This window comes from Salinibacter sp. (assembly GCF_042218895.1).
GTDB lineage: Bacteria > Bacteroidota > Rhodothermia > Rhodothermales > Salinibacteraceae > Salinibacter.
The window spans coordinates 2,319-20,621 of record NZ_JBDGQQ010000008.1 but is presented as its reverse complement, the minus strand read 5'-3'; the positions used below and the strand labels follow the sequence as shown (position 1 = coordinate 20,621).

General features: G+C 65.0%; 14 protein-coding genes. 7 read left to right on the top strand and 7 right to left on the bottom strand.

The genetic code is table 11. The features are described 5' to 3' along the window. Positions 1 to 636, bottom strand: a 636-nt coding sequence (locus ABEL04_RS00700) for an HAD hydrolase-like protein (RefSeq protein WP_375800449.1), incomplete at its 3' end; no start/stop codon positions are given. 190 nt (positions 637 to 826) lie between these two features. After that, the gene (locus ABEL04_RS00695) at positions 827 to 4,075 is read right to left on the bottom strand and encodes a S41 family peptidase (protein ID WP_375800448.1); all 3,249 of its coding nucleotides are present in this window, start codon (positions 4,073 to 4,075) and stop codon (positions 827 to 829) included. Between the two features lie 625 nt (positions 4,076 to 4,700). Between ABEL04_RS00695 and ABEL04_RS00690 the strand changes: the two genes are divergently transcribed. Then, on the top strand, positions 4,701 to 6,983 hold the full coding sequence (locus ABEL04_RS00690; RefSeq protein ID WP_375800450.1) for a glycoside hydrolase family 3 C-terminal domain-containing protein: 2,283 nt from the start codon (positions 4,701 to 4,703) through the stop codon (positions 6,981 to 6,983). 125 nt (positions 6,984 to 7,108) lie between these two features. Here the strand turns inward: ABEL04_RS00690 and rho are convergent, their stop codons facing one another. After that, entirely contained in the window at positions 7,109 to 8,563 is a 1,455-nt protein-coding gene (gene rho / locus ABEL04_RS00685; protein ID WP_375800447.1) for a transcription termination factor Rho, read from the bottom strand. A gap of 519 nt (positions 8,564 to 9,082) precedes the next feature. On the opposite strand from rho, the gene recJ reads away from it, so the two are divergent. Next, positions 9,083 to 10,831, top strand: coding sequence for a single-stranded-DNA-specific exonuclease RecJ (recJ, locus tag ABEL04_RS00680; protein ID WP_375800446.1), 1,749 nt, complete (start codon positions 9,083 to 9,085; stop codon positions 10,829 to 10,831). Between the two features lie 62 nt (positions 10,832 to 10,893). Here recJ and ABEL04_RS00675 read toward each other — a convergent pair whose 3' ends face one another. Together ABEL04_RS00675 and pgeF are read right to left on the bottom strand one after the other, a co-directional pair. Beyond that, on the bottom strand, positions 10,894 to 11,880 hold the full coding sequence (locus ABEL04_RS00675) for a YheT family hydrolase (protein WP_375800445.1): 987 nt from the start codon (positions 11,878 to 11,880) through the stop codon (positions 10,894 to 10,896). Positions 11,881 to 12,033: 153 nt separating this feature from the next. Further along, a complete protein-coding gene (gene pgeF, locus ABEL04_RS00670) occupies positions 12,034 to 12,720 on the bottom strand; it encodes a peptidoglycan editing factor PgeF (protein ID WP_375800444.1) in 687 nt (228 codons plus the stop codon). Positions 12,721 to 12,966: 246 nt separating this feature from the next. Between pgeF and ABEL04_RS00665 the strand changes: the two genes are divergently transcribed. The 4 genes from ABEL04_RS00665 (at position 12,967) to ABEL04_RS00650 (ending at position 16,157) form a co-directional block, all read left to right on the top strand. Then, positions 12,967 to 13,548: an NfeD family protein gene (locus tag ABEL04_RS00665; protein WP_375800443.1), complete on the top strand. Its 582-nt coding sequence runs from the start codon at positions 12,967 to 12,969 to the stop codon at positions 13,546 to 13,548. 149 nt (positions 13,549 to 13,697) lie between these two features. Then, entirely contained in the window at positions 13,698 to 14,612 is a 915-nt protein-coding gene (locus ABEL04_RS00660) for an SPFH domain-containing protein (RefSeq protein WP_375800442.1), read from the top strand. Continuing rightward, positions 14,605 to 15,024, top strand: coding sequence for a four helix bundle protein (locus tag ABEL04_RS00655; RefSeq protein ID WP_375800441.1), 420 nt, complete (start codon positions 14,605 to 14,607; stop codon positions 15,022 to 15,024). The genes ABEL04_RS00660 and ABEL04_RS00655 overlap by 8 nt, the downstream gene beginning before the upstream one ends. A 125-nt stretch (positions 15,025 to 15,149) precedes the next feature. After that, a complete protein-coding gene (locus ABEL04_RS00650; protein WP_375800440.1) occupies positions 15,150 to 16,157 on the top strand; it encodes an SPFH domain-containing protein in 1,008 nt (335 codons plus the stop codon). A 45-nt stretch (positions 16,158 to 16,202) separates the two neighbouring features. Here ABEL04_RS00650 and ABEL04_RS00645 read toward each other — a convergent pair whose 3' ends face one another. Continuing rightward, positions 16,203 to 16,598 carry a nucleotidyltransferase domain-containing protein gene (locus tag ABEL04_RS00645; RefSeq protein ID WP_375800439.1) on the bottom strand — a complete coding sequence of 132 codons (396 nt, stop codon included), beginning with the start codon at positions 16,596 to 16,598 and terminating at the stop codon, positions 16,203 to 16,205. Positions 16,599 to 16,783: 185 nt separating this feature from the next. Between ABEL04_RS00645 and ABEL04_RS00640 the strand changes: the two genes are divergently transcribed. Continuing rightward, positions 16,784 to 17,614, top strand: a complete 831-nt coding sequence (locus ABEL04_RS00640; protein ID WP_375800438.1) for an HNH endonuclease — start codon at positions 16,784 to 16,786, stop codon at positions 17,612 to 17,614. 164 nt (positions 17,615 to 17,778) lie between these two features. Here ABEL04_RS00640 and ABEL04_RS00635 read toward each other — a convergent pair. Beyond that, positions 17,779 to 18,303: class I SAM-dependent methyltransferase (locus ABEL04_RS00635; RefSeq protein WP_375800437.1), on the bottom strand; the 525-nt coding region annotated here is incomplete at its 5' end.

Here is an 18,303-nt window from a genome sequence, read left to right as displayed (position 1 = left end):
GTGCTCGTCGGCATCCACGTAGGGAGGGACAACGCCAATTCGCCACATGTCGGCTGCCTGGGCCGCGTCCATGTCGTCGACCGAGTCGCCTACGTACACTGCTTCGTCGGGGTCGACGGGACAGCCAGCGGCGGCCAGCATGGTCAGAGAGTGTTCGAGGGGAAACGGATTCGGCTTCTGACGGTCCCCCTGCTTTTCTTTGCCGACCAGTAGGGGAAAGTACGCTTCCCAGTTCTGATGGTCGAGGGTCCACTCGGCCTCTTCTTCGGGCCGTCCGGTGACGATGCCCAGGATGTGGTTGTCGTTGAGCGTCTCCAAGACGCGGTCGTCGATGAGGGGGGGTTCCTCGGTGATGAAGCCGTCCCAGTCGTCCCCCCGGTAGCGGTCTTGAAACTCCTCGATCACGCGGCTGATGGGGACCTCCATCGCCGTGTCGGTGATAATGGCGTGGGTCAGCTTCCAGTCGTCCTCGAACCCGCCGTAGTTTTTGTACCGCTGAATGGCGTTCTCGCCGATCTGGCGACCAGTGAAGTGCTCGACCGTCTCTTCGATGGCACGGCGGTACGAGCGGGAGACGTCCACTAGGACGCCATCCATGTCGAACAGCAACGCATTGAGTTGTACGTTTTCGGGCATGGAGCGGAGTGGGAGTGGGTGAGACGATAGCGACCAATCCTCCTACACAGCGGACTGTCGGTTCGGTTCCGGGGCGCAGGGGGGCGGGAATGGGAGAACGGGGGGGAGGGAGCTTGGGTGTTGCTCCCTCCCGGCCCCACAAATCCCATTCTGCGGGTGCCCCGCTCTCCGGATGGACGGCGGGGCCGGTCTATTCACTGTTCCCGTTCAGCAGAGCTTTCACGGCCCGGCGGAGCTGAGGATCTTCGCCCTCGGCCTTGATGCCCGGCGGGTTTACGACCTGAATGTCGGGGCGGGCGGGACCGTGCTCCATGTTTTTGTCGGTCTGGTAGACGTACCAGCCGCGGAAGGGCATACGGGCGTAGGAGCCGTCGATGAAGGGGACGGCTCCCGTCGAGATGACGGCGCCGAACGTGGGCTGACCCACAAGCGGGCCGTGGTCGAGGTTCTTGAAGGCGTGCGAGAAGATCTCGGCATTGGAGTAGCTGTTTTGGTTAGCCAGGGCGGCCACCGGTTTCGTCCAGGCGGCGTACGGCAGGCGCTCGCCGAACGGGTAGTGCTCGCGGAATTTGGTGTGGTTCTTCTTGAGGCTGTCCGTCGCGCCGCGGGGCACGGTGTAGGCGTGGCGCCGTACGTTGAGAACGGTCAACAGGTAGTCGGTCGTCCAGCCGCCGCCGTTGAAGCGCACGTCGATAATGAGGCCCTCCTTGTTGTGGGCGCTGGCGTACAGCTCGCGTTCGAAATGCTCGAAGCTCTCCCAGTCCATGCCCTCGACGTGAATGTAGCCGAGGCGGCCGTCGGAGTATTTCTCGACGAGGTCTTTGCGGTTCTCCACCCACTCGCGGTAGAGCTCGTCGCTGAGGTCGTCGGTGGGTCGGATGCGGACGGTGCGCTCGTTCCCGTCGGGGCCCGTCACGCTCAGGAGAATTTTTTCCTTCACGGTGCCCTCTAGCAACTGGTAGAAGTTGTCGGCCTCGGCTACCGACTTTCCATCTACGGCGGTGATGATGTCGCCTTTTCGGAGTTTACTGGCCTCTCGGTCGGCGGGCGAGCGCGGTACCACGCGCTGCACCTCGACGCCATTGTCGACCGGATCGAGCTCCACGCCCAGGCGACCAGTGCGCACCTCCTGAGTCTCGGCCCGGTCCTGAGTTTCATAGCCCATGTGGCTGGCATTGAGTTCGCCGAGCATGAGGTTGACGACGTACTGAAAGTCCTCCGTCGTGGACGCCTCCATGGCCCAGGGGCGATATTCATCGAGGAGGGCCTGCCAGTCGTCGCCGTGGAAGTTGGGGTCGTAGAAGCCCTGGCCGAGGGCGCGGCCCACCTCCGCAAAGATCTGGCGGCGCTCCTCGTCGTGGTGCACCGTCATCGAGGCGCTGAAGGAGAGGCGCTCCAGCGTCTTGCTCTTCAGCGGCACGCGGGCCAGCTTCCCGCCGCCGAAGTACGAGCCGCCGTGCGTGAAGTGGAGCTGCGACTGGTCCGGCGAGAGGCGCACGTTGCTCGGGCCGATGTCGCCCTCCGTGATGCGGGTCCGCTCGGCGCCGTCCCACTGGATGCTGTACAGGTCGGTGTCGGTGTCGGCGCCCGCGGGGCCCGGACTCCGGCCGCCCACGAAGTAGAACGTGTCGCCGTCCTTCGCGATGACGGGATCGCCCTCGCCGCCGGGCATGTTGGTGAGGTGCTCGAGCCGGTCGTGGATGTTGTCCAGGTCAATCTGCACGTCCGGCGTCTTCCCATCTCCGTTGCCGTCCTCTCCATTTTCGTCCTCGTCTTCGATCGCTTTCCAGTCGCGCTTGGTCTTTTCCCAGTCCTCCTCCTGGAGCCAGGTGTACCAGATGTCGGTGTCGCCGCCGCTGCGATCGGAGACGAAGGCCAGCTTCGACCCGTCGGGGCTCCACACCGGACTGCCGTCGCTGCGGGGGTGCTGGCTTACGTTGACGGGCCCCACGGAGTCGTCGGCGGCGTGGATGAAGACGTCGGAGTTGAAGTTGAGGTTGTTCTGGCTGTAGGCCAGCCACTCGCTGTCGGGGCTCCAGGCCACGTCCGTCGGGGCGTTCCAGCCCTTCGCCAGCACCGTTTCATTCTCAATGGTACCGTTCGAGAGGGTCGCCGTCACGAGCCGGCCCTCGCCGTAGCTCGTCATGGCCCCGCGGCGGAAGGCCACGTGCTCGTGGTCGGGGGCCATCGCCAGCACGCGCTCGTCCTCCGGCGTGTTCGTGATGCGCTCCACGGAGTACTTCAGGGCGTCGAAGAGGTCGCCGGGATTTTTGGGATCCGCCGAGGTGAGGCGGTACAGGTCGTACTGGTTGCCGGTGCGGTCCGACGAGAAGACGAGCGTGGAGTCGTTCGTCCAGGCCACGCCGCGGTCGCGGTAGGAATGGGAGGTGAGGCGGCGCGTGCGGGGCTCGTCCGTCTCGTTCTGCATGAGGAAGACCTCCCCGCGCAGGACGAGCGCGATCTGCTTGTTGTTCGGGGACACGGCGTAGTCCTGCACGCCGTCGGTCATCTGCATCTTTTCCGTGGGGCTAAACCGGTAGTCGGACGGCACGGTCACGTCGAGCCGTTGCGGCTCGCCGCCGTTCTCGAGGACGTAGATGCCCGTTTTGCGCTCCACGGCCACCACGGAGCCGTCGCGGCTGGCGCTGAGGCTCCGCACGCCGTCGTCCTCGAACGTGGTGACGGCCTCGGGCGCGCCGTCCGCCGCGCCCTGGTCCGTGATGTTCAGCCGGTGGGCGTTGTAGGTGCCGCTCTTCTCGCTGACGTAGAGAAGGGTCCGCGGCCCGGTCCACACGGGGCTATGGTCGTTCCCCGCGTAGGTGGTGACCTGCGTGTAGGTGTCGTTCTCGGTGTCGTAGACCCACACGTTGCGGTCGGCGGGGCCCTCGTAGCCCTTCTTGGTGACGTCGTTGTAGCCGCGGACAAAGGCGATGAAGCGCCCGTCCGGCGACATGTGCGGAGAGCTGCCCACGGCGTCGAGGCGGCGGTCGGGCGTCCCGCCGTCCGCGTCGACCGTGTAAATCTCGTCGGTCCACTCGGCCTGCGCGTAGGTGCGGCGCGTGGTGAAGAGGAGCCGACCGTTCGGCGTCCAGCCGCCGATGGCGTCGCCCGTAGAGTGGTACGTGAGGCGCTCTGGCGTGCTGCCGGCGGCCTCCATCACGTAGAGATCGTCGTTGCCGTAGCGGTCGCTCGTGAACGCGATGCGAGTGCCCTCCGGGCCCCAGCGGGGATGGCCTTCGTAGGCCTCGTGGATGGTGAGCCGCTCGGGGGTGCCGCCGTCGAGGGGGACGGTCCAGAGGTCGCCCTGGTAGGAGAAGGCGATGCGATCCCCGTCCGGGTGCACGGCGGGGTGGCGCATGAACGGGTCGGTGTCCTGGGCCATCGCAGGTCCCACGATGAGGAGAGCGAGCGAGCAGAGAGACAGGAGGAATCGAATCATGGCGTGGGGGGCGAAGGTCGTTGTGCGTGTCTCCTGAACGGGAGTGGCCGCGACCCGGCGGGCGAGTGCGTCGGCATCGGGGGGAGGCTCCCGGTGCAGGCACCGGACGAGCGGGAAGCGAATTCCACGGTCCAAATGATAAGGACGGTGGCCTTCCGATGTAAAACTACGTCGGACAACCCGGAGCAATCGCGTATCAAAATCTCGGCTGAAGGGACGAGGCGTCTGCTGCCTCTGGGACCTAAGGGGACGTGCCAGAGAGCGAGGGGGAACAAGGACAGAGGCGTAGAGGCACCCGGCTGGGTGCGGTTGCGTCTCTTCGCTCTCGGCGTTGTTTTGTAGAACGCAAAGAAACGTTCTGCGAACTCCATTCGCCTGCCCCCGCGTCTCCAAAACCGCTTCCCCGCCTGGACGAGTCCGCCTGGAACGTAGCTCATTCGTCCCGAGTCGTCTCGGTCCTCGATCCGCCACTCCCCTCATGCACGGTTCGCTCTCTCTACTTGCAATCGTTGGCGTTGTCTTTATGCTTGGACTCTGTGCGGCCGCGTCCGCCCACGCTCAGGAGTCCTCGTCGGACCGTCCGCCCGGCGACATCGAGGCCCGCGCCGCCGAACTCGTCGAGCAGATGACTCTCGAGGAGAAGGCGGCATACGCGTCGGGCCAGGCCTTCTGGACGACCGAGCCGGTCGAGCGGCTCGACATCCCGTCGATCTGGCTCGCCGACGGGCCCCATGGCCTCCGGCGCACGAACAGCCCCGAGGGCATGGGAATGGGGGGCAGCCGGCCGGCCACCTGCTTCCCCACAGCTGCGGGCTTGGCAGCGTCGTGGAACACGGATCTCGTGGAACGGGTGGGGGCTGCTCTTGGTCGGGAGGCACAGGCGCAAGACGTGCAGGTCGTGCTCGGGCCCGGCGCCAACATCAAGCGCTCGCCCCTCGGCGGCCGCAACTTCGAGTACTTCTCCGAGGATCCTCTTCTTTCGGGACGGATGGCCGCTGCGCACATCCGAGGCGTGCAGAGTGAAGGCGTTGGTGCGTCGTTGAAGCATTACGTGGCCAACAACCAGGAGTATCACCGCATGTCCACCAGCGCCGAGGTGGACGAGCGCACCCTGCGGGAGATCTACCTGCGGTCGTTCCGGATTCCGGTGCAGCGGGCGGACCCGTGGACCGTCATGGTGGCTTACAACCGCGTAAACGGCACCTTTGCCACCGAGCACGACAGTCTCCTCCACGTTCTCGACGAGGAGTGGGGCCACTCGGGGATTGCCATCTCGGACTGGGGGGCTGTGCAGGACCGCGTGGCGGCCACGAGGGCGGGCCTGGACCTCGAGATGCCGGGGAAGGACGCACACGACCAGCAACTCGTGGAGGCCGTGCAGTCGGGCGCCCTGTCAGCATCGACGCTCGACCGCCGCGTCCGGGAAACCCTCGAAATGGTCCTCCGCGCCGACCGCCTGCACCGTCCCGACGTCGAGTTCAGCGACGCGATGCGGGAGCGACACCACGACCTCGCCCGCGAGGCGGCCGCCGAGAGCTTCGTTCTGCTCAAGAATGAGGACGATTTGCTGCCCCTCGACGCGTCGGCAGACCGGCAGGTCGCCATTATCGGGGCCTTCGCAAAAACGCCGCGCTACCAGGGCGCTGGCAGTTCGCGCGTGAACCCGACCCAAGTGTCCACCGTCTACGACGCCCTCGCGGAGACCCTGGGCAGCGAGCAGATCACGTACGCCCCCGGATACCCGCTCAATGAGGAGGACGGCGATGCCGATTCCCTCCGGGCCGACGCGGTGGAGACGGCCCGCGCGGCCGACGTTGCACTCGTGTTCGCAGGCCTTCCCCCCGCCTCCGAGACGGAGGGCTCCGACCGCACGACGCTCCAGATGCCCGACTCCCACACCCGCCTGATCGAAGCGGTAGCTGAGGCCCAGCCCTCGACCGGCGCCGTGCTTTCGAATGGGTCGGCGGTCGCCATGCCGTGGCGCAGCGCCCCGAAGTCCATTCTGGAAACGTGGCTTGCCGGGCAGGCCGGCGGACGGGCCAAGGCCGACGTGCTCCTCGGCCGCACCAATCCGTCCGGCAAGCTTTCCTCGACGTTCCCGAAGCAGCTCTCAGACACACCGGCCTACCTCAACTTTCCCGGCGGGGACCGGGAGGTGCGCTACGGCGAGCGCTTCTTCGTCGGCTACCGCTACTACGATGAGAAGAATATTGAGCCGCTCTACCCGTTCGGCCACGGCCTCTCGTACACGACCTTCGAGGTGAGCGACCTTTCCCTTGATGCCGACTCGGCGCATAGCAGTGAAGGTGTAACGGCCCGGGTTCAGGTCACCAACACGGGCGACCGCCGCGGGCAGGAGGTGGTGCAGCTGTACCTCCACGATCCAGAGAGCTGGCTGCGCCGCCCACCGCAGGCGCTGCGGGACTTCCAGAAGGTGGCCCTCGCTCCGGGTGAGGCCCAAACAGTGCAGTTTGCCCTTCAGGAGATGGACTTCGCCGCCTGGGATCCCCGTCGGGACCGATGGACCGTCGAGAGCGGGGCCTACGAGGTGCGCGTGGGCACTTCCTCGCGCGATCTTCCACTGCGGGAGACGGTCACGATTGAGGGGCCATCCGCGGACCAAGGGCCGGTGCTCGACCAACACTCAACCATCAGCCAGTGGCTTCAAGACCCGGAGGGTCGACAGGTGATCCGGCCGTTGCTTCAGAAGATGCAGGCGGCCATGGGCGGGGGGGAGGAAGGCGGACAGCCGGGCATGCAGGAAATCTTCGGAACCCTTCCGCTGTCCACCCTCGCGTCGTTCAGTGGCGGAATGATCACCGAGGCGATGATCGAACAGATGGTACAGCGGGTTCGCTCGGCGCACGAGGCTCCGGAGGCCACCCCCGAGGATCCTCAGGAGAAGTAGGGAGCTCGCCCAGTTTGGCAGACACGTCTCGTGGACTGCTCGCTCGTCCGGTTCGGTGGGCAGAGTGCCATCGGAGGAGTGCCCGCCGATCCAGCGAGGGAGAAGGAGGTTGGACGACACAAAGGCTAGTTCATCGTCTCCAGGAACTCCTCGTTGTCCTCCGTGCCTTTCATCTTGTCGAGGAGGAACTCCATGGCCTCGATCGGCTCCATGTCGGCCAGGATCTTACGCATCACCCACACACGCTTCAGCACCGGCTTCGGGAGTAGGAGCTCCTCGCGACGGGTGCCAGAAAGGATAAGATCGATGGCCGGGTAGAGGCGCCGGTCGGCCATCTCGCGGTCCAGGACAAGTTCCATATTGCCGGTGCCCTTGAACTCCTCGAAGATGACCTGGTCCATGCGGCTGCCCGTCTCGACGAGGGCCGTGCCGATGATGGTGAGGGAGCCGCCCTCCTCAAAGTTGCGGGCCGCGCCAAAGAACCGCTTCGGGCCCCGCAGGGCCCCGGCTTCGATGCCGCCCGACAGCGTGCGCCCTTTCTCCGGCGTCACCGCATTGTGGGCTCGGGCCAGGCGCGTGATCGAGTCGAGCAGCACGCACACATCCTGCCCCGATTCCACGAGGCGCCGCACCTTCAGGAGCACCGTGTCGGCCACATCCACGTGGCGCTCCGGGTCCTTGTCGAACGTCGAGGCGACGACCTCGCCGTCCACAGTGCGGTTCATGTCCGTCACCTCCTCCGGGCGCTCGTCGATGAGCAGCACTAGGAGGTGAGTGTCCGGGTGGTTGGTGGTGATGCCCTTAGCAATTTTCTGGAGCAGTACGGTCTTGCCCGCCTTCGGCGGCGACACGATGAGGCCCCGCTGTCCCTTCCCGATCGGGGCAAACAGATCGAGGATGCGCGGGCCGTAGCTGTCGGATTCAACCTCGAGCGTGAACCGCTCCTGCGGAAAGATCGGCGTCAGATACTCGAAGTCGGCACGCTCGTCGAGCTCGCTCGGGTCGCGGCCGTTGATCGAGTTGACCTGAATGAGGGCGAAGAACTTTTCGCCCTCCTTGGGCGGGCGCACCCGGCCTTTCACCGTGTCGCCCTCCTGCAGGCCGAAGCGCTTGATCTGCGACGGCGAGACGTATATATCGTCCGGGCTCGACCGGTAGCTGTACTCGTCGGAGCGAAGAAACCCGTACCCGTCCGGCAGGACCTCGAGGACACCGGTCTTTTCAATCATGCCCCGAAGGGCCGTCTCGTCGGGGTCATACTCCCGCATGTACGCGGGCTTGACGGACTCGGAGGCGTCGTCCTGGTTCGTGCGCTCGGCTGCGGGGGCGTTCGCGGAGTCCGCTTGCTCAGCCCCGTCGCCGGTGGAGCGGGCGGCCGAGAGGGCCTCCGCCTCGTCGTCGCCCTCGGTGACGGGCGCATCCTCGGCCTCGTCTCCCGTCGCGGCCCCTTCGGCCTGAGCCTCCAGGATGCGGTAGATGAGATCCTGTTTCCGCAACTTCGAATAGTCGGAGAGATCCAGCTCCCGCGCGATGGCGCGGAGCTCGTCGAGTTTCTTGTCTTGGAGTGTCGAGATCTTCATCTGGTCACTCACGGGTGGATGTGTGCCGCTTGGGCGCAGTGAACTTCACCGGGACGCCCGATACGGAGACAATTTTCCTTCAGAGAAGCGAGGAGGCGAAGAATCCCACTTCCCCGTGCGGTCGGCGACCGGCTCATTCAAGAGAGCAAAGGGGTTGGGGATGTGAAATGGAAGGATCGTGTCGGCAACTTGGCAATGTTCTCTGTCGCCAGCACTTGAACCGGGTAGCACATCGCCAGGTGGGGGAAAACTCGTCCGTCCGTTCCGTGTGGAATCCTTCCCACAGTCGGACGAGTTAGCAGCTACGCCTTGTGCTAATTGGGCACGTTGAAAAATCGGATCCGGTGCTACGAGCAGTGTAGGAAGTTGATCCACGCCCTGCACGTTCTCTCGGGTTCGGCCAAACGGGTTACAAAATTTTTGGATCGAAAGGGTGGAAACCGTTACGGCGGCACGAATAATGTGTCTCCCTGTACAGCCCTGTCATCCGCGTCTCTCCTCGTCGCTCCCACGTCACCTATGGCCTACCGATGGACTCAGCGTTCGCTCGACACCCCCGAGGTCGTACCCCGCCTGCGGCATGAGCTCAACGACCTGGCGCCGCCTCTCGCTCGAGTCCTCGCCCTGCGTGGCGTAACGACGTTCGAGGAGGCCAAACACTTCTTCCGGGCCGACCGGTCGGCCCTGCACGATCCTCTTCGGATGCAGGACATGCAAGCGGCCGCCGCCCGGATTGCACGGGCCATCGACCAGGACGAGCGCGTGCTCGTCTATGGCGACTACGACGTGGACGGCACAACGGCTACGGCGCTCGTTGTCGACTTCCTGCGTTCCCGTGGCGTCGACGCCTCGTTCTTCATCCCCGACCGATACGAAGACGGATACGGCCTCTGTAGGCGGGGGATCGATGAGGCAGTCGAGCAGGGGGCCAGCGTGGTCGTGGCGCTCGATTGTGGTATTGCCGGGCACGAAGAAGCCGCTTACGCTCAGGAGCAAGGGCTCGACCTCATCATCGCGGACCACCACACCCCCAAGGACACCCTGCCCGAGGCCCTCGCTGTTCTCGATCCCAAGCGGCCGGACGACGACTATCCCTTTCCCGAACTTCCAGGCTGCGGGCTCGGCTTCAAGCTCGTACAGGCCACCCTCGTCCACCGGGACGAAGACCCGGACGCGGCCTTCGACTACCTCGACCTCCTTGCGGTCGCGATCGCGAGCGACATCGTGCCGCTCTACGGGGAAAACCGGATCCTCATGGCGGAGGGCCTGCGGGCGCTTCAGAACAGTACACGGCCGGGCCTCCAGGCCCTGACCGAGGCCGCGAGCCTCGACCTGAGCGACGTTACGTCGACGGGCAACATTGTCTTCACGCTCGGCCCGCGCATCAACGCCGCGGGCCGCATGGATCACGCCTCGACGGCGGTTGAGTTGCTGCTCGCCCAGGACTTTGCGGAGGCTGAGCCCCGGGCCGCCGAGCTCGAACGGCTCAACCGCGAGCGGCGCAGCATCGATGACGCCATCGAGGAAGCAGCCATCGAGCGGGCAGAGCGACAAATCACCTCCCGCAGCCCCCATGCGCTCGTGCTCTACGACCCAGACTGGCACCTCGGCGTCATCGGCATCGTAGCCAGCAGTGTGGTCGAACGATTCCACAAGCCGACCATCCTGCTTACCCGCGACGGCGACGAGGTGACGGGCTCGGCGCGCTCCATCGAGGGCATCAACATCTACGAGGCGCTTGCAGACTGCGAGGAAATGCTCACGCAGTTTGGGGGCCACGACCACGCGGCGGGGCTCTCGCTTGCCCCCGACGACATCGACGCCTTCCAGGACCGCTTCGATGCCGCCATTGGTAAGCGCGTGACGCCGGAACTGCTGACGCCGACGATCGAGGTCGACGCCTCGGTCGATCTCAACATGATCGGATCGGTCGAGGATCGCTTCTGGGCCGTGCTCAAACAATTCGGGCCGTTCGGACCGTCCAATCCGAAGCCTGTCTTCCACGCGCAGGACCTGGCCGTGGACGCGGCCCGCACCGTTGGCAGCAACGACAAGCACCTCAAGTTCAAAGTCCAACAGGCGGGGCCTGCCGAAAGCGACTCCTTTGACGCGATCGGCTTCGGGATGGGCGATCAGCTCTCGGTGCTTCGGCAGAGCCAGCGGACCGGCACGCCCCTGGAGCTCCTCTTCTCGCTGGAGGAGAACACGTGGAACGGACGCACAAATCTCCAACTGAAGGCCCGGGACCTTCGGCTAATGGAGGAGTGACGGTTGGAGAATTGAAGATTGGAAGGCTGAGGTGAGGGAGCAGGAGGGGGGCGAGGGGCCCGTCAAAGAGATGCTAGGAACGAGAAAGCGCGGCGCTCGGACCAGTACTCACCGGCGTCGTTGAACGAAACGAAGCCGACGTGGCCCCCACTCTCTGGTACCTCCAGCACGAGGTGCGCGTGGGCCTGAGCGATCGAGTGTGGGTAGCACGGATCGGCCAGGAAGGGGTCGTTGGCAGCATTGAGGAGAAGCGCGGGCACGGCCACATCCGAGAGCACCGGTTTGCTGCTCGCCTGCCGATAGTAGTCGTCGGCATCCCGAAATCCGTGGAGCGGGGCCGTGTAGGCGTCATCGAAGCCACGGAGGCTCCGGATCCTACGGAGACGGTCGGTGGACACCCGATTCGGGTGCTGTTCGGCCTTCACGCGCATCTTCTGCCGCAGGGAATGGAGGAAATACTGCGTGTAGTGCCAGTTTGTCCACCGGTCAATTTGGTGGGCGGAGGCATCGAGGTCCACAGGGGCCGAGAGGGCGACGGCGGCCTGAATCCGGTCGTCCACCTGGGATCCCCGCTCGCCCAGGTACTTGAGCGTGAGGTTGCCCCCAAGGCTGAAACCGACGAGCGCCACGGAGTCGTAGTCCCGACCGAGCACATGGTCCACCACGAGGGCGAGATCGTCGGTCTTGCCGCTGTGGTAGGTTGCTACTTGTCGGTTCGTCTCGCCGCTGCAGCCGCGCAGGTTGAGGGCACACACGTCCCACCCGCGACGGACGAATGCCCGTGCCATGCCCCGCGTGTATCCCCGGCGAGCACTTCCTTCCAGCCCGTGGGTGAGCACGGCGACACGCCTCGCGCCATCGCGCCCGGCGGGTACAGGCGACGACGCTGTGGCCCAGTCGAGGTCAAGAAAATCATCGTCGGGCGTCTCGATACGCTCCCGATGGTCGTAGGCGAAATCAACCTGTCGGACCAGCGAGGCATAAAGGGTTTGTGTGTGTCCCCCGGAGAGGAAGGGCGGGGGACTGTACGAGGAGGAGACAATCGGCACGGTCGTTGGAAACCAGGAGCGTGGGCGCAGGAGGGAAGGGACGAACAGATCTCGCCCGATCATGCGTCACGAGCTACGCACCGCGCAACGGGCCCCTGAAGAACCTCCGGGTGCACGGGGAGAGGGCGTGACTACAGTGTGGGTCCCCTGAGGTTAGTGGCGAAGAACGAGCGCCCCGAACATGCGGCCGGTGGTGCCGTCGGCGGCACGGTGCGAGAAAAAGTCGTCGGTCTCCTGCAGCGTGCAGCGCTCGGACACCTCGATGGCTTCAGGCGGCACGCCTGCCCTCTCAAGTTGGCGGTGGAGGGCCCCCTTGAGGTCCACGTGAGGGCGATCCGCGTCGTCGGGGTGGGCCACCACGGCGTCGTCGAACCGACGGGCCACTTCCGGCCCCACCTCGAAGGCTGCCTGCGAGAGGCACGGCCCCACGTAGGCCCGAATTCGAGCCGGGGCTGCGCCGCGGTCCGTCATCGTGGCCACCGTGCGGGTAGCGATCCCGGCGGCAGCGCCCCGCCACCCGGCGTGGCACGCCCCCGCCACGCCGTGGGCCGGATCGGCCAAGAGCACCGCCGCGCAGTCGGCCACGGCGATGGCGAGAAGCAGCCCGGGGGTGGTCGTCACGAGGCCGTCGCAGAACGGCTCGTGGCGGGGCGCGTCGATGGTCCGGACAGTGGCGCCGTGCACCTGTCCCGCCGTGGCGAGCCAGGCCGGGTCCGTGTCCAGGGCGGCACAGAACCGACGGCGGTTCTCCTCGACGCACGTGGAATCGTCGCCCACGTGGCGTCCCAGGTTAAAGGTGTCGTAGGGCGGGCCGCTGACGCCGCCGTGGCGCGTGCTCATCCCCGCCGCGACGAAGGGAACGTCGGCAAAAACGCGGGGCCGTAGAAGCGGCGAGCGAGTTCTCGTGGGGGCGGAAGGCACAGCGCAGGCGCAAGTTACATCGAGGGAATGTGCGGTCTGACCAACGACAAATGATAGAAATCGGTTCGCCTAATGCAACCTCCGCCGGCTTTACACGTCTTACATTATGGTTGTTGGTTCCATCCCAACTTCTTCGAACACGCTGTTCTTCGTCCTGCCAAAACCATGGATCCTGCCGTTCTCACGTGGGCGTTCGTCGTCGGAGGCCTGGCCCTGATGCTGCTGGAGACGATCGTGCCGGGGGGAATTGCGTTCTTCCTCGGGGTAGGCGGTGTCGCGGTGGCCGGCGTTCGGGCGCTCGGACTGCTCATTGATCCGTTGACCGCCGTCGTTACCTGGATACTGTTGTCCACAGGGCTCACGATTGCCCTGCGCCCCCTGATGCTTCGCTTCGTGCGGGGCGACACGTCGCTCGCAATGACCGACGAGGACGCGGAGGCGATGGGCCAGACCGTGACGGTACTGGAGCCAGTGGGGCCGGACGAGCCGGGCCGCATCCAGTTCCGGGGCTCCGCCTGGGACGCCCGAACGCCGCACGGGACGCTGCCGGAGGGCGCGAAGGCCCAAATCCTCTACCGCGACAACCTGACGTGGGTCGTCGAGCCTGCCGACCACGCCGACCTCGACGAAGAGCTATCCAAGGCGCTGGAGTCGGATCTCGATGAGATTGAGGGTGGGGACTCGACCGACCGCTCGTCTGGTGCCTCCGGCCTCGGGTATGATCCATCGGCCCAACAGGTCGAATAGCGCACAGGCTCCGCACTGCTCAGTCTCGAAGGCGGTGCGGCCTCAAGGCCGCGGGAGGACTTCTGTAACTCCTGCGTGGTCCTCGACGTGCCTCGATTGCACTGCTCCCCGCCCCTTTCTCGATCGCCGTAGCTATTCCTGCCCATATCATGTGGACTGCTCTCCTGCTCATCCTTGCCGTCGCCGGCTTTGTCATCTACAACACGTTCATCATCGTGGAGATGCGCGAGAAGGTGATCGTGGAGCGCTTCGGCAAGTACCACGACACGCTCGATCCCGGCTTTCACTTCATCATCCCGTTCGTCGACCGCGTGGCCTACCGCCATGAGACGCGCGAGCAGGTGCTCGACGTGCCGCACCAGAAGTGCATTACGAAGGACAACATTGAGGTGGACGTCGACGGCATCGTCTACCTAAAGGTAATGGACGCCTACAAGGCCAGCTACGGCATCAACGACTATCGCCTCGCCGCCGTCAACCTGGCGCAGACGACCATGCGTAGCGAGGTTGGCAAGATCACGCTCGACGATACGTTTAGCGAGCGCGACTCCATGAACGAAGCCATCGTGGAAGAGCTGGACAAGGCCTCCGACCCGTGGGGCGTGAAGGTGTTACGCTACGAACTGAAGGACATCCAGCCGTCGCAGGACATCGTGCTCACGATGGAGCAGCAGATGGAGGCCGAGCGCGACAAGCGAGCCGAGATCACCAAGTCCTCCGGGGAGCGTGACGCACAGATCAACACCTCGGAGGGAGAACGGGAGGCGTCCATTCTGATGTCGGAGGGCCGGCGGCAGCAGCGCATCAACGAGGCGGAGGGGGAGGCCCGCGAGACGGAGCTCCTGGCCGAGGCTACGGCCAACGGCATCGAGCGGGTGGCCGACGCCATTTCCCAGCCGGGCGGCTCGCTGGCCGTGAAAATGCGCCTGACGGAGCAGTTCATCGACCGTCTCGGCGAGGTCGTGGACGGCGCCAACGTGAGCGTGCTTCCCATGGAAGCAGCGAACTTGAAGTCGTTCTTCGAAGGGGCCTCCGAAGTGACGAATCCCGTTCGGGATGCGTAAAGAGCGCGCGAGGGAGTATGAGTTCGCGGGAGTAGAGAGGGGGAAGAGCCGAGATTCGCTATCCAAGAGGCCTGCCGGTCTGATGCCTGTTCGTGAGTTCGAAGAGCTCCGCGCTTCCCAGCAAGCATATGACGCCGCTCCCCCAATCTTCAGGCACTCGAAGGAAGGGCCGAAGGAAACGGCCCATTCGTTGACGGACCAGATTCGGCGATCCCCGCGGTCCGTCTCTGCAAACATCGCCGAACGTGGCGGACGCGGCGATACGAGAATCACTTCGTCAGCAAACTCTCGGGCGCTGAGGCAGCTGAGACCCGGACGGGGCTCCAGTTCGGGCGTGACAGCGGATGCCTCTCTGAAGAATCGTTCGAGCACCTCGATGGCACCTGCACTCACATTTGCGGAGGCCTCGTGAAATGATGAAGGATCCCGAACCCTGGTGCGGCCCAGACGCTGCCCGCGAATCCAGCATCCCGTACGACTCCTCCTAATCCGTCCGCCTCCACCCCGCACCCTTTACACCCACGCCCAAACGCCATCATGGACGCCTCGCTCTTCTCCCTTCTCGACACCATCAGTCTCGGTATCCTGTTGCTGCTGGCCCTCTACGTGGCCTACAGGTTTCTTCGGGCAATACGGTTTGTGCCGCAGCAAAACGCCTACGTCGTTGAGCGGCTTGGCAACTACCACAAGACACTCGGCCCGGGCTTTCACGCCCTCGTGCCGTTCATCGACCGGGTGGCCTACACGCTGGACCTGCGGGAGCAGGCCATTCCCGTCGAGCCGCAGGAGTGCTTTACCAAAGACAACGTGCGGGTGGAGGTGGACGGCATCATCTATCTGAGCGTCACCGACCCGGAGAATGCGGCCTACGGCGTCACCGACTACCGACGGGGAGCTATCCAGCTGGCCCAGACGACGACGCGCTCGGTCATCGGGCGCATGGAGCTGGACACCACCTTCCAGGATCGGGCCGCCATCAGTCAGGCAGTGGTCGACGTGCTCGACCAGGTGGATCAGGCGTGGGGCATCCGGGTGCACCGCTACGAGATCAAAAACATCGAGCCGCCGCGCACGGTGCAGAAGGCGATGGAGCGGCAGATGACGGCTGAGCGTGAGCGCCGTGCCACGGTGGCCCGATCGGAGGGGGAGCAGGAGTCAACGGTCAACGACGCGGAGGGCTCGAAGCAGGAGCTCATCAATCAGTCGGAGGGGGAGAAACAACGCCGCATCAACGAAGCCGAGGGCCGGGCCCAGGAGATCGAGGCGCTCGCCGAGGCCACCGCAGAGGCCATCGAGCGGGTGGCGGAAGCCGTCTCGTCGCCGGGAGGCGAGGAGGCGGTGAAGCTGCGCCTGGCCGAGCAATACCTCGACACGGTCGCCAAGCTGGGCAAGGAGGAAAACAAGGTCCTGTTGCCGGCCGACCTGACACACTACGAGTCGGTGATCGACGGTATCGGACTCGACGAGTTTAAGCTGCGTCCCGACGGGGAGACGCCGTCGCCGTCCGGGGACGGGGCGCCGGAAAGCGCCTCGGGGAATGAGTAGCCTTGATAAGACGGCGGACGGCCGTCGGCGGACCGCGGTCGGTTGTCACCGGGCCGGAGTCGCTCGCACGTGATCCTGGTCTTTCGAATAGACCGTGATGCCGTCGTCCAGCGCCCGGGCAATAATGTGCCAGGTCGACTCGCGGCGGGCCTCAATCTCTTCGGGGGTGGCCACGACGATATCTTTCGAGACCGGCAGGTCGGACAGTTCGCGCCGCATGGCCACGGCCGCGTCCCGCTTGTGGTCGACCTCCGGCAAAACGACGAGCAGATCCAGGTCGCTGCTGGGATGCATCTCCTCGCGGGCGAATGAGCCGAAGACGACGATCCGGAGCGGATCGAACGCGTCGACCAGCTGGCGGACAGCCGCCTGCACGTGAGACGGGTCCGGCGTTGGCCAGGGAGGCGCGTCGTCGGAGGGGGAGGTCGGGGCGGCGCTCATGGATCTGCGATCCGGTGCGTGCGTGTGGATCCTGCGATACGCACCGAGAGGCGGTGTGTGTCCCCAAGTCGCTCTGGGGGGACGAATGGCTTCTTCGCTGCTCGCTCTCGAATCGATCGGTCCAGCCGGGCGATGCCACTTCTGTATTACTGGCGCTGGGAACGGAGTGACCGAGTACTCCCGGGGTGCGTCGGGACAACTACCAGCGGGACCTCGATCTGGGGGCGGGCTACCACCTCAACCAGGACAACCCGATGATGCACGAGGTGGAGAAGGGCGATAGTCTGTGGGCCCTTACCCGCACCGCTGAAGGCCGTTACGTGCTGGCCGCTGAGTTGATCGTGCAAGCCAAGACGAAAAACCGGCCCGACTTCCGGTACGGAGAATATCGGGTTTGGGGCGATGTCGACCGGTCACGCTACTTTCGGGTCGAAGGAGCGCCCAGTGTCGAGCAGATCATCCGGTCCCTTTCGATCCGTGCGGAGGCCCGAGTTCTCGGACGCTCCTTTCAGGGACACGCCGCCGTCCGTGAAATTACAGAGGAAGACCACCAGATTCTCCGGGAGGCAGCCCGCAACCTTCCGCTCGAACCTCGGGCCCGCATCTTGCCCGAAGAGAAGCTGGAGGCCGCAATCATCATGGGAGATCGCTCCGCTGTCGAGCGACTTGTCCGAGATGAGGAGCCGGGTGTGGCCGAGGAGCGAAAGCAGTATTTCTACGAGAAAGCTCCTCAGCGGAATCAGAATCTCGTCAATCGTCTCCAGAATCTATACAGTGGCCACTGCCAGATCTGCCGGTGGGATCCGGTCGACGAGTACGGCGAGTCGCTCTGTGAAGGGCATCACATCCAGTGGCTAAGCCGCGGCGGGGACGATGCGCTCAACAATTTGATGCTCGTCTGTCCCAACCATCACCGCGCCATCCACCGGTGCGACGCCCCGCTCGATTGGGGCGACATGGCCTACGATTTTGGGGACCACCGCGAGGCCGTGGCGATGGACCGGCACCTGACGTGAAAGTATCACCATGTCAGAGGAGACCCCCTTCTTCGGGACGGAGGCGTTTCCCGAAACCTTCCAGCGTTCAATGTCGAACACTCGCAGGTTGAAGGGGAGGGGGCTCCCCCTTACCCGAAGCACCGAGATTGCGGTAAGTGGCGGACGTGTGATTCAGAGACGATCTACTCGATTGGCTTCCGGAAGACCATGAAGTGCTGGCGCGGGAGCATGTCTTTCGTCTCCACCCACTCGAACCCGGCGAACTTCATCTCCTTCTTGGCCTGAGCCTCCGTCATCTTGTGCAGGGTCTTGATTCGGATACTCGGGTCCTCCTTCCGATACTCGACGAGTACGACCCGTCCACCCGGCACCAGATCCTCGCGGAGGGCCGTCATCATCTCGTAGGGATGCGAAAACTCGTGGTAGGCGTCTATCATGAACGCCACGTCGATGGAGTCGGCCGGGAGCTGCGGATCGGTCACGGTGCCGCGGACGGGCGTCACGTTCTCTATATCGCGCTTCCGGATCCGCTTGCGGATGATGTTCAGCATCTCCGGCTGAATGTCGACCGCGAAGACCCGTCCCTGCGGCACCCGCGGCGCGACGCGGAACGTCATGTACCCGGTTCCCGCCCCAATGTCGGCCACCACGTCGGTCGGGTCCAGGGAGAGGCTGTCTACGACGAGGTCGGGGCGCTCCTTCTGCTC

What these genes read in the sequence shown, in the direction of transcription:
- ABEL04_RS00695 (WP_375800448.1), bottom strand. Translation starts at nt 4,075, where the DNA reads ATGATTCGATTCCTCCTGTCTCTCTGCTCGCTCGCTCTCCTCATCGTG.
- ABEL04_RS00690 (WP_375800450.1), top strand. Translation starts at nt 4,701, where the DNA reads ATGACTCTCGAGGAGAAGGCGGCATACGCGTCGGGCCAGGCCTTCTGG.
- rho (WP_375800447.1), bottom strand. Translation starts at nt 8,563, where the DNA reads ATGAAGATCTCGACACTCCAAGACAAGAAACTCGACGAGCTCCGCGCC.
- recJ (WP_375800446.1), top strand. Translation starts at nt 9,083, where the DNA reads ATGGCCTACCGATGGACTCAGCGTTCGCTCGACACCCCCGAGGTCGTA.
- pgeF (WP_375800444.1), bottom strand. Translation starts at nt 12,720, where the DNA reads ATGAGCACGCGCCACGGCGGCGTCAGCGGCCCGCCCTACGACACCTTT.
- ABEL04_RS00665 (WP_375800443.1), top strand. Translation starts at nt 12,967, where the DNA reads ATGGATCCTGCCGTTCTCACGTGGGCGTTCGTCGTCGGAGGCCTGGCC.
- ABEL04_RS00660 (WP_375800442.1), top strand. Translation starts at nt 13,698, where the DNA reads ATGTGGACTGCTCTCCTGCTCATCCTTGCCGTCGCCGGCTTTGTCATC.
- ABEL04_RS00655 (WP_375800441.1), top strand. Translation starts at nt 14,605, where the DNA reads ATGCGTAAAGAGCGCGCGAGGGAGTATGAGTTCGCGGGAGTAGAGAGG.
- ABEL04_RS00650 (WP_375800440.1), top strand. Translation starts at nt 15,150, where the DNA reads ATGGACGCCTCGCTCTTCTCCCTTCTCGACACCATCAGTCTCGGTATC.
- ABEL04_RS00645 (WP_375800439.1), bottom strand. Translation starts at nt 16,598, where the DNA reads ATGAGCGCCGCCCCGACCTCCCCCTCCGACGACGCGCCTCCCTGGCCA.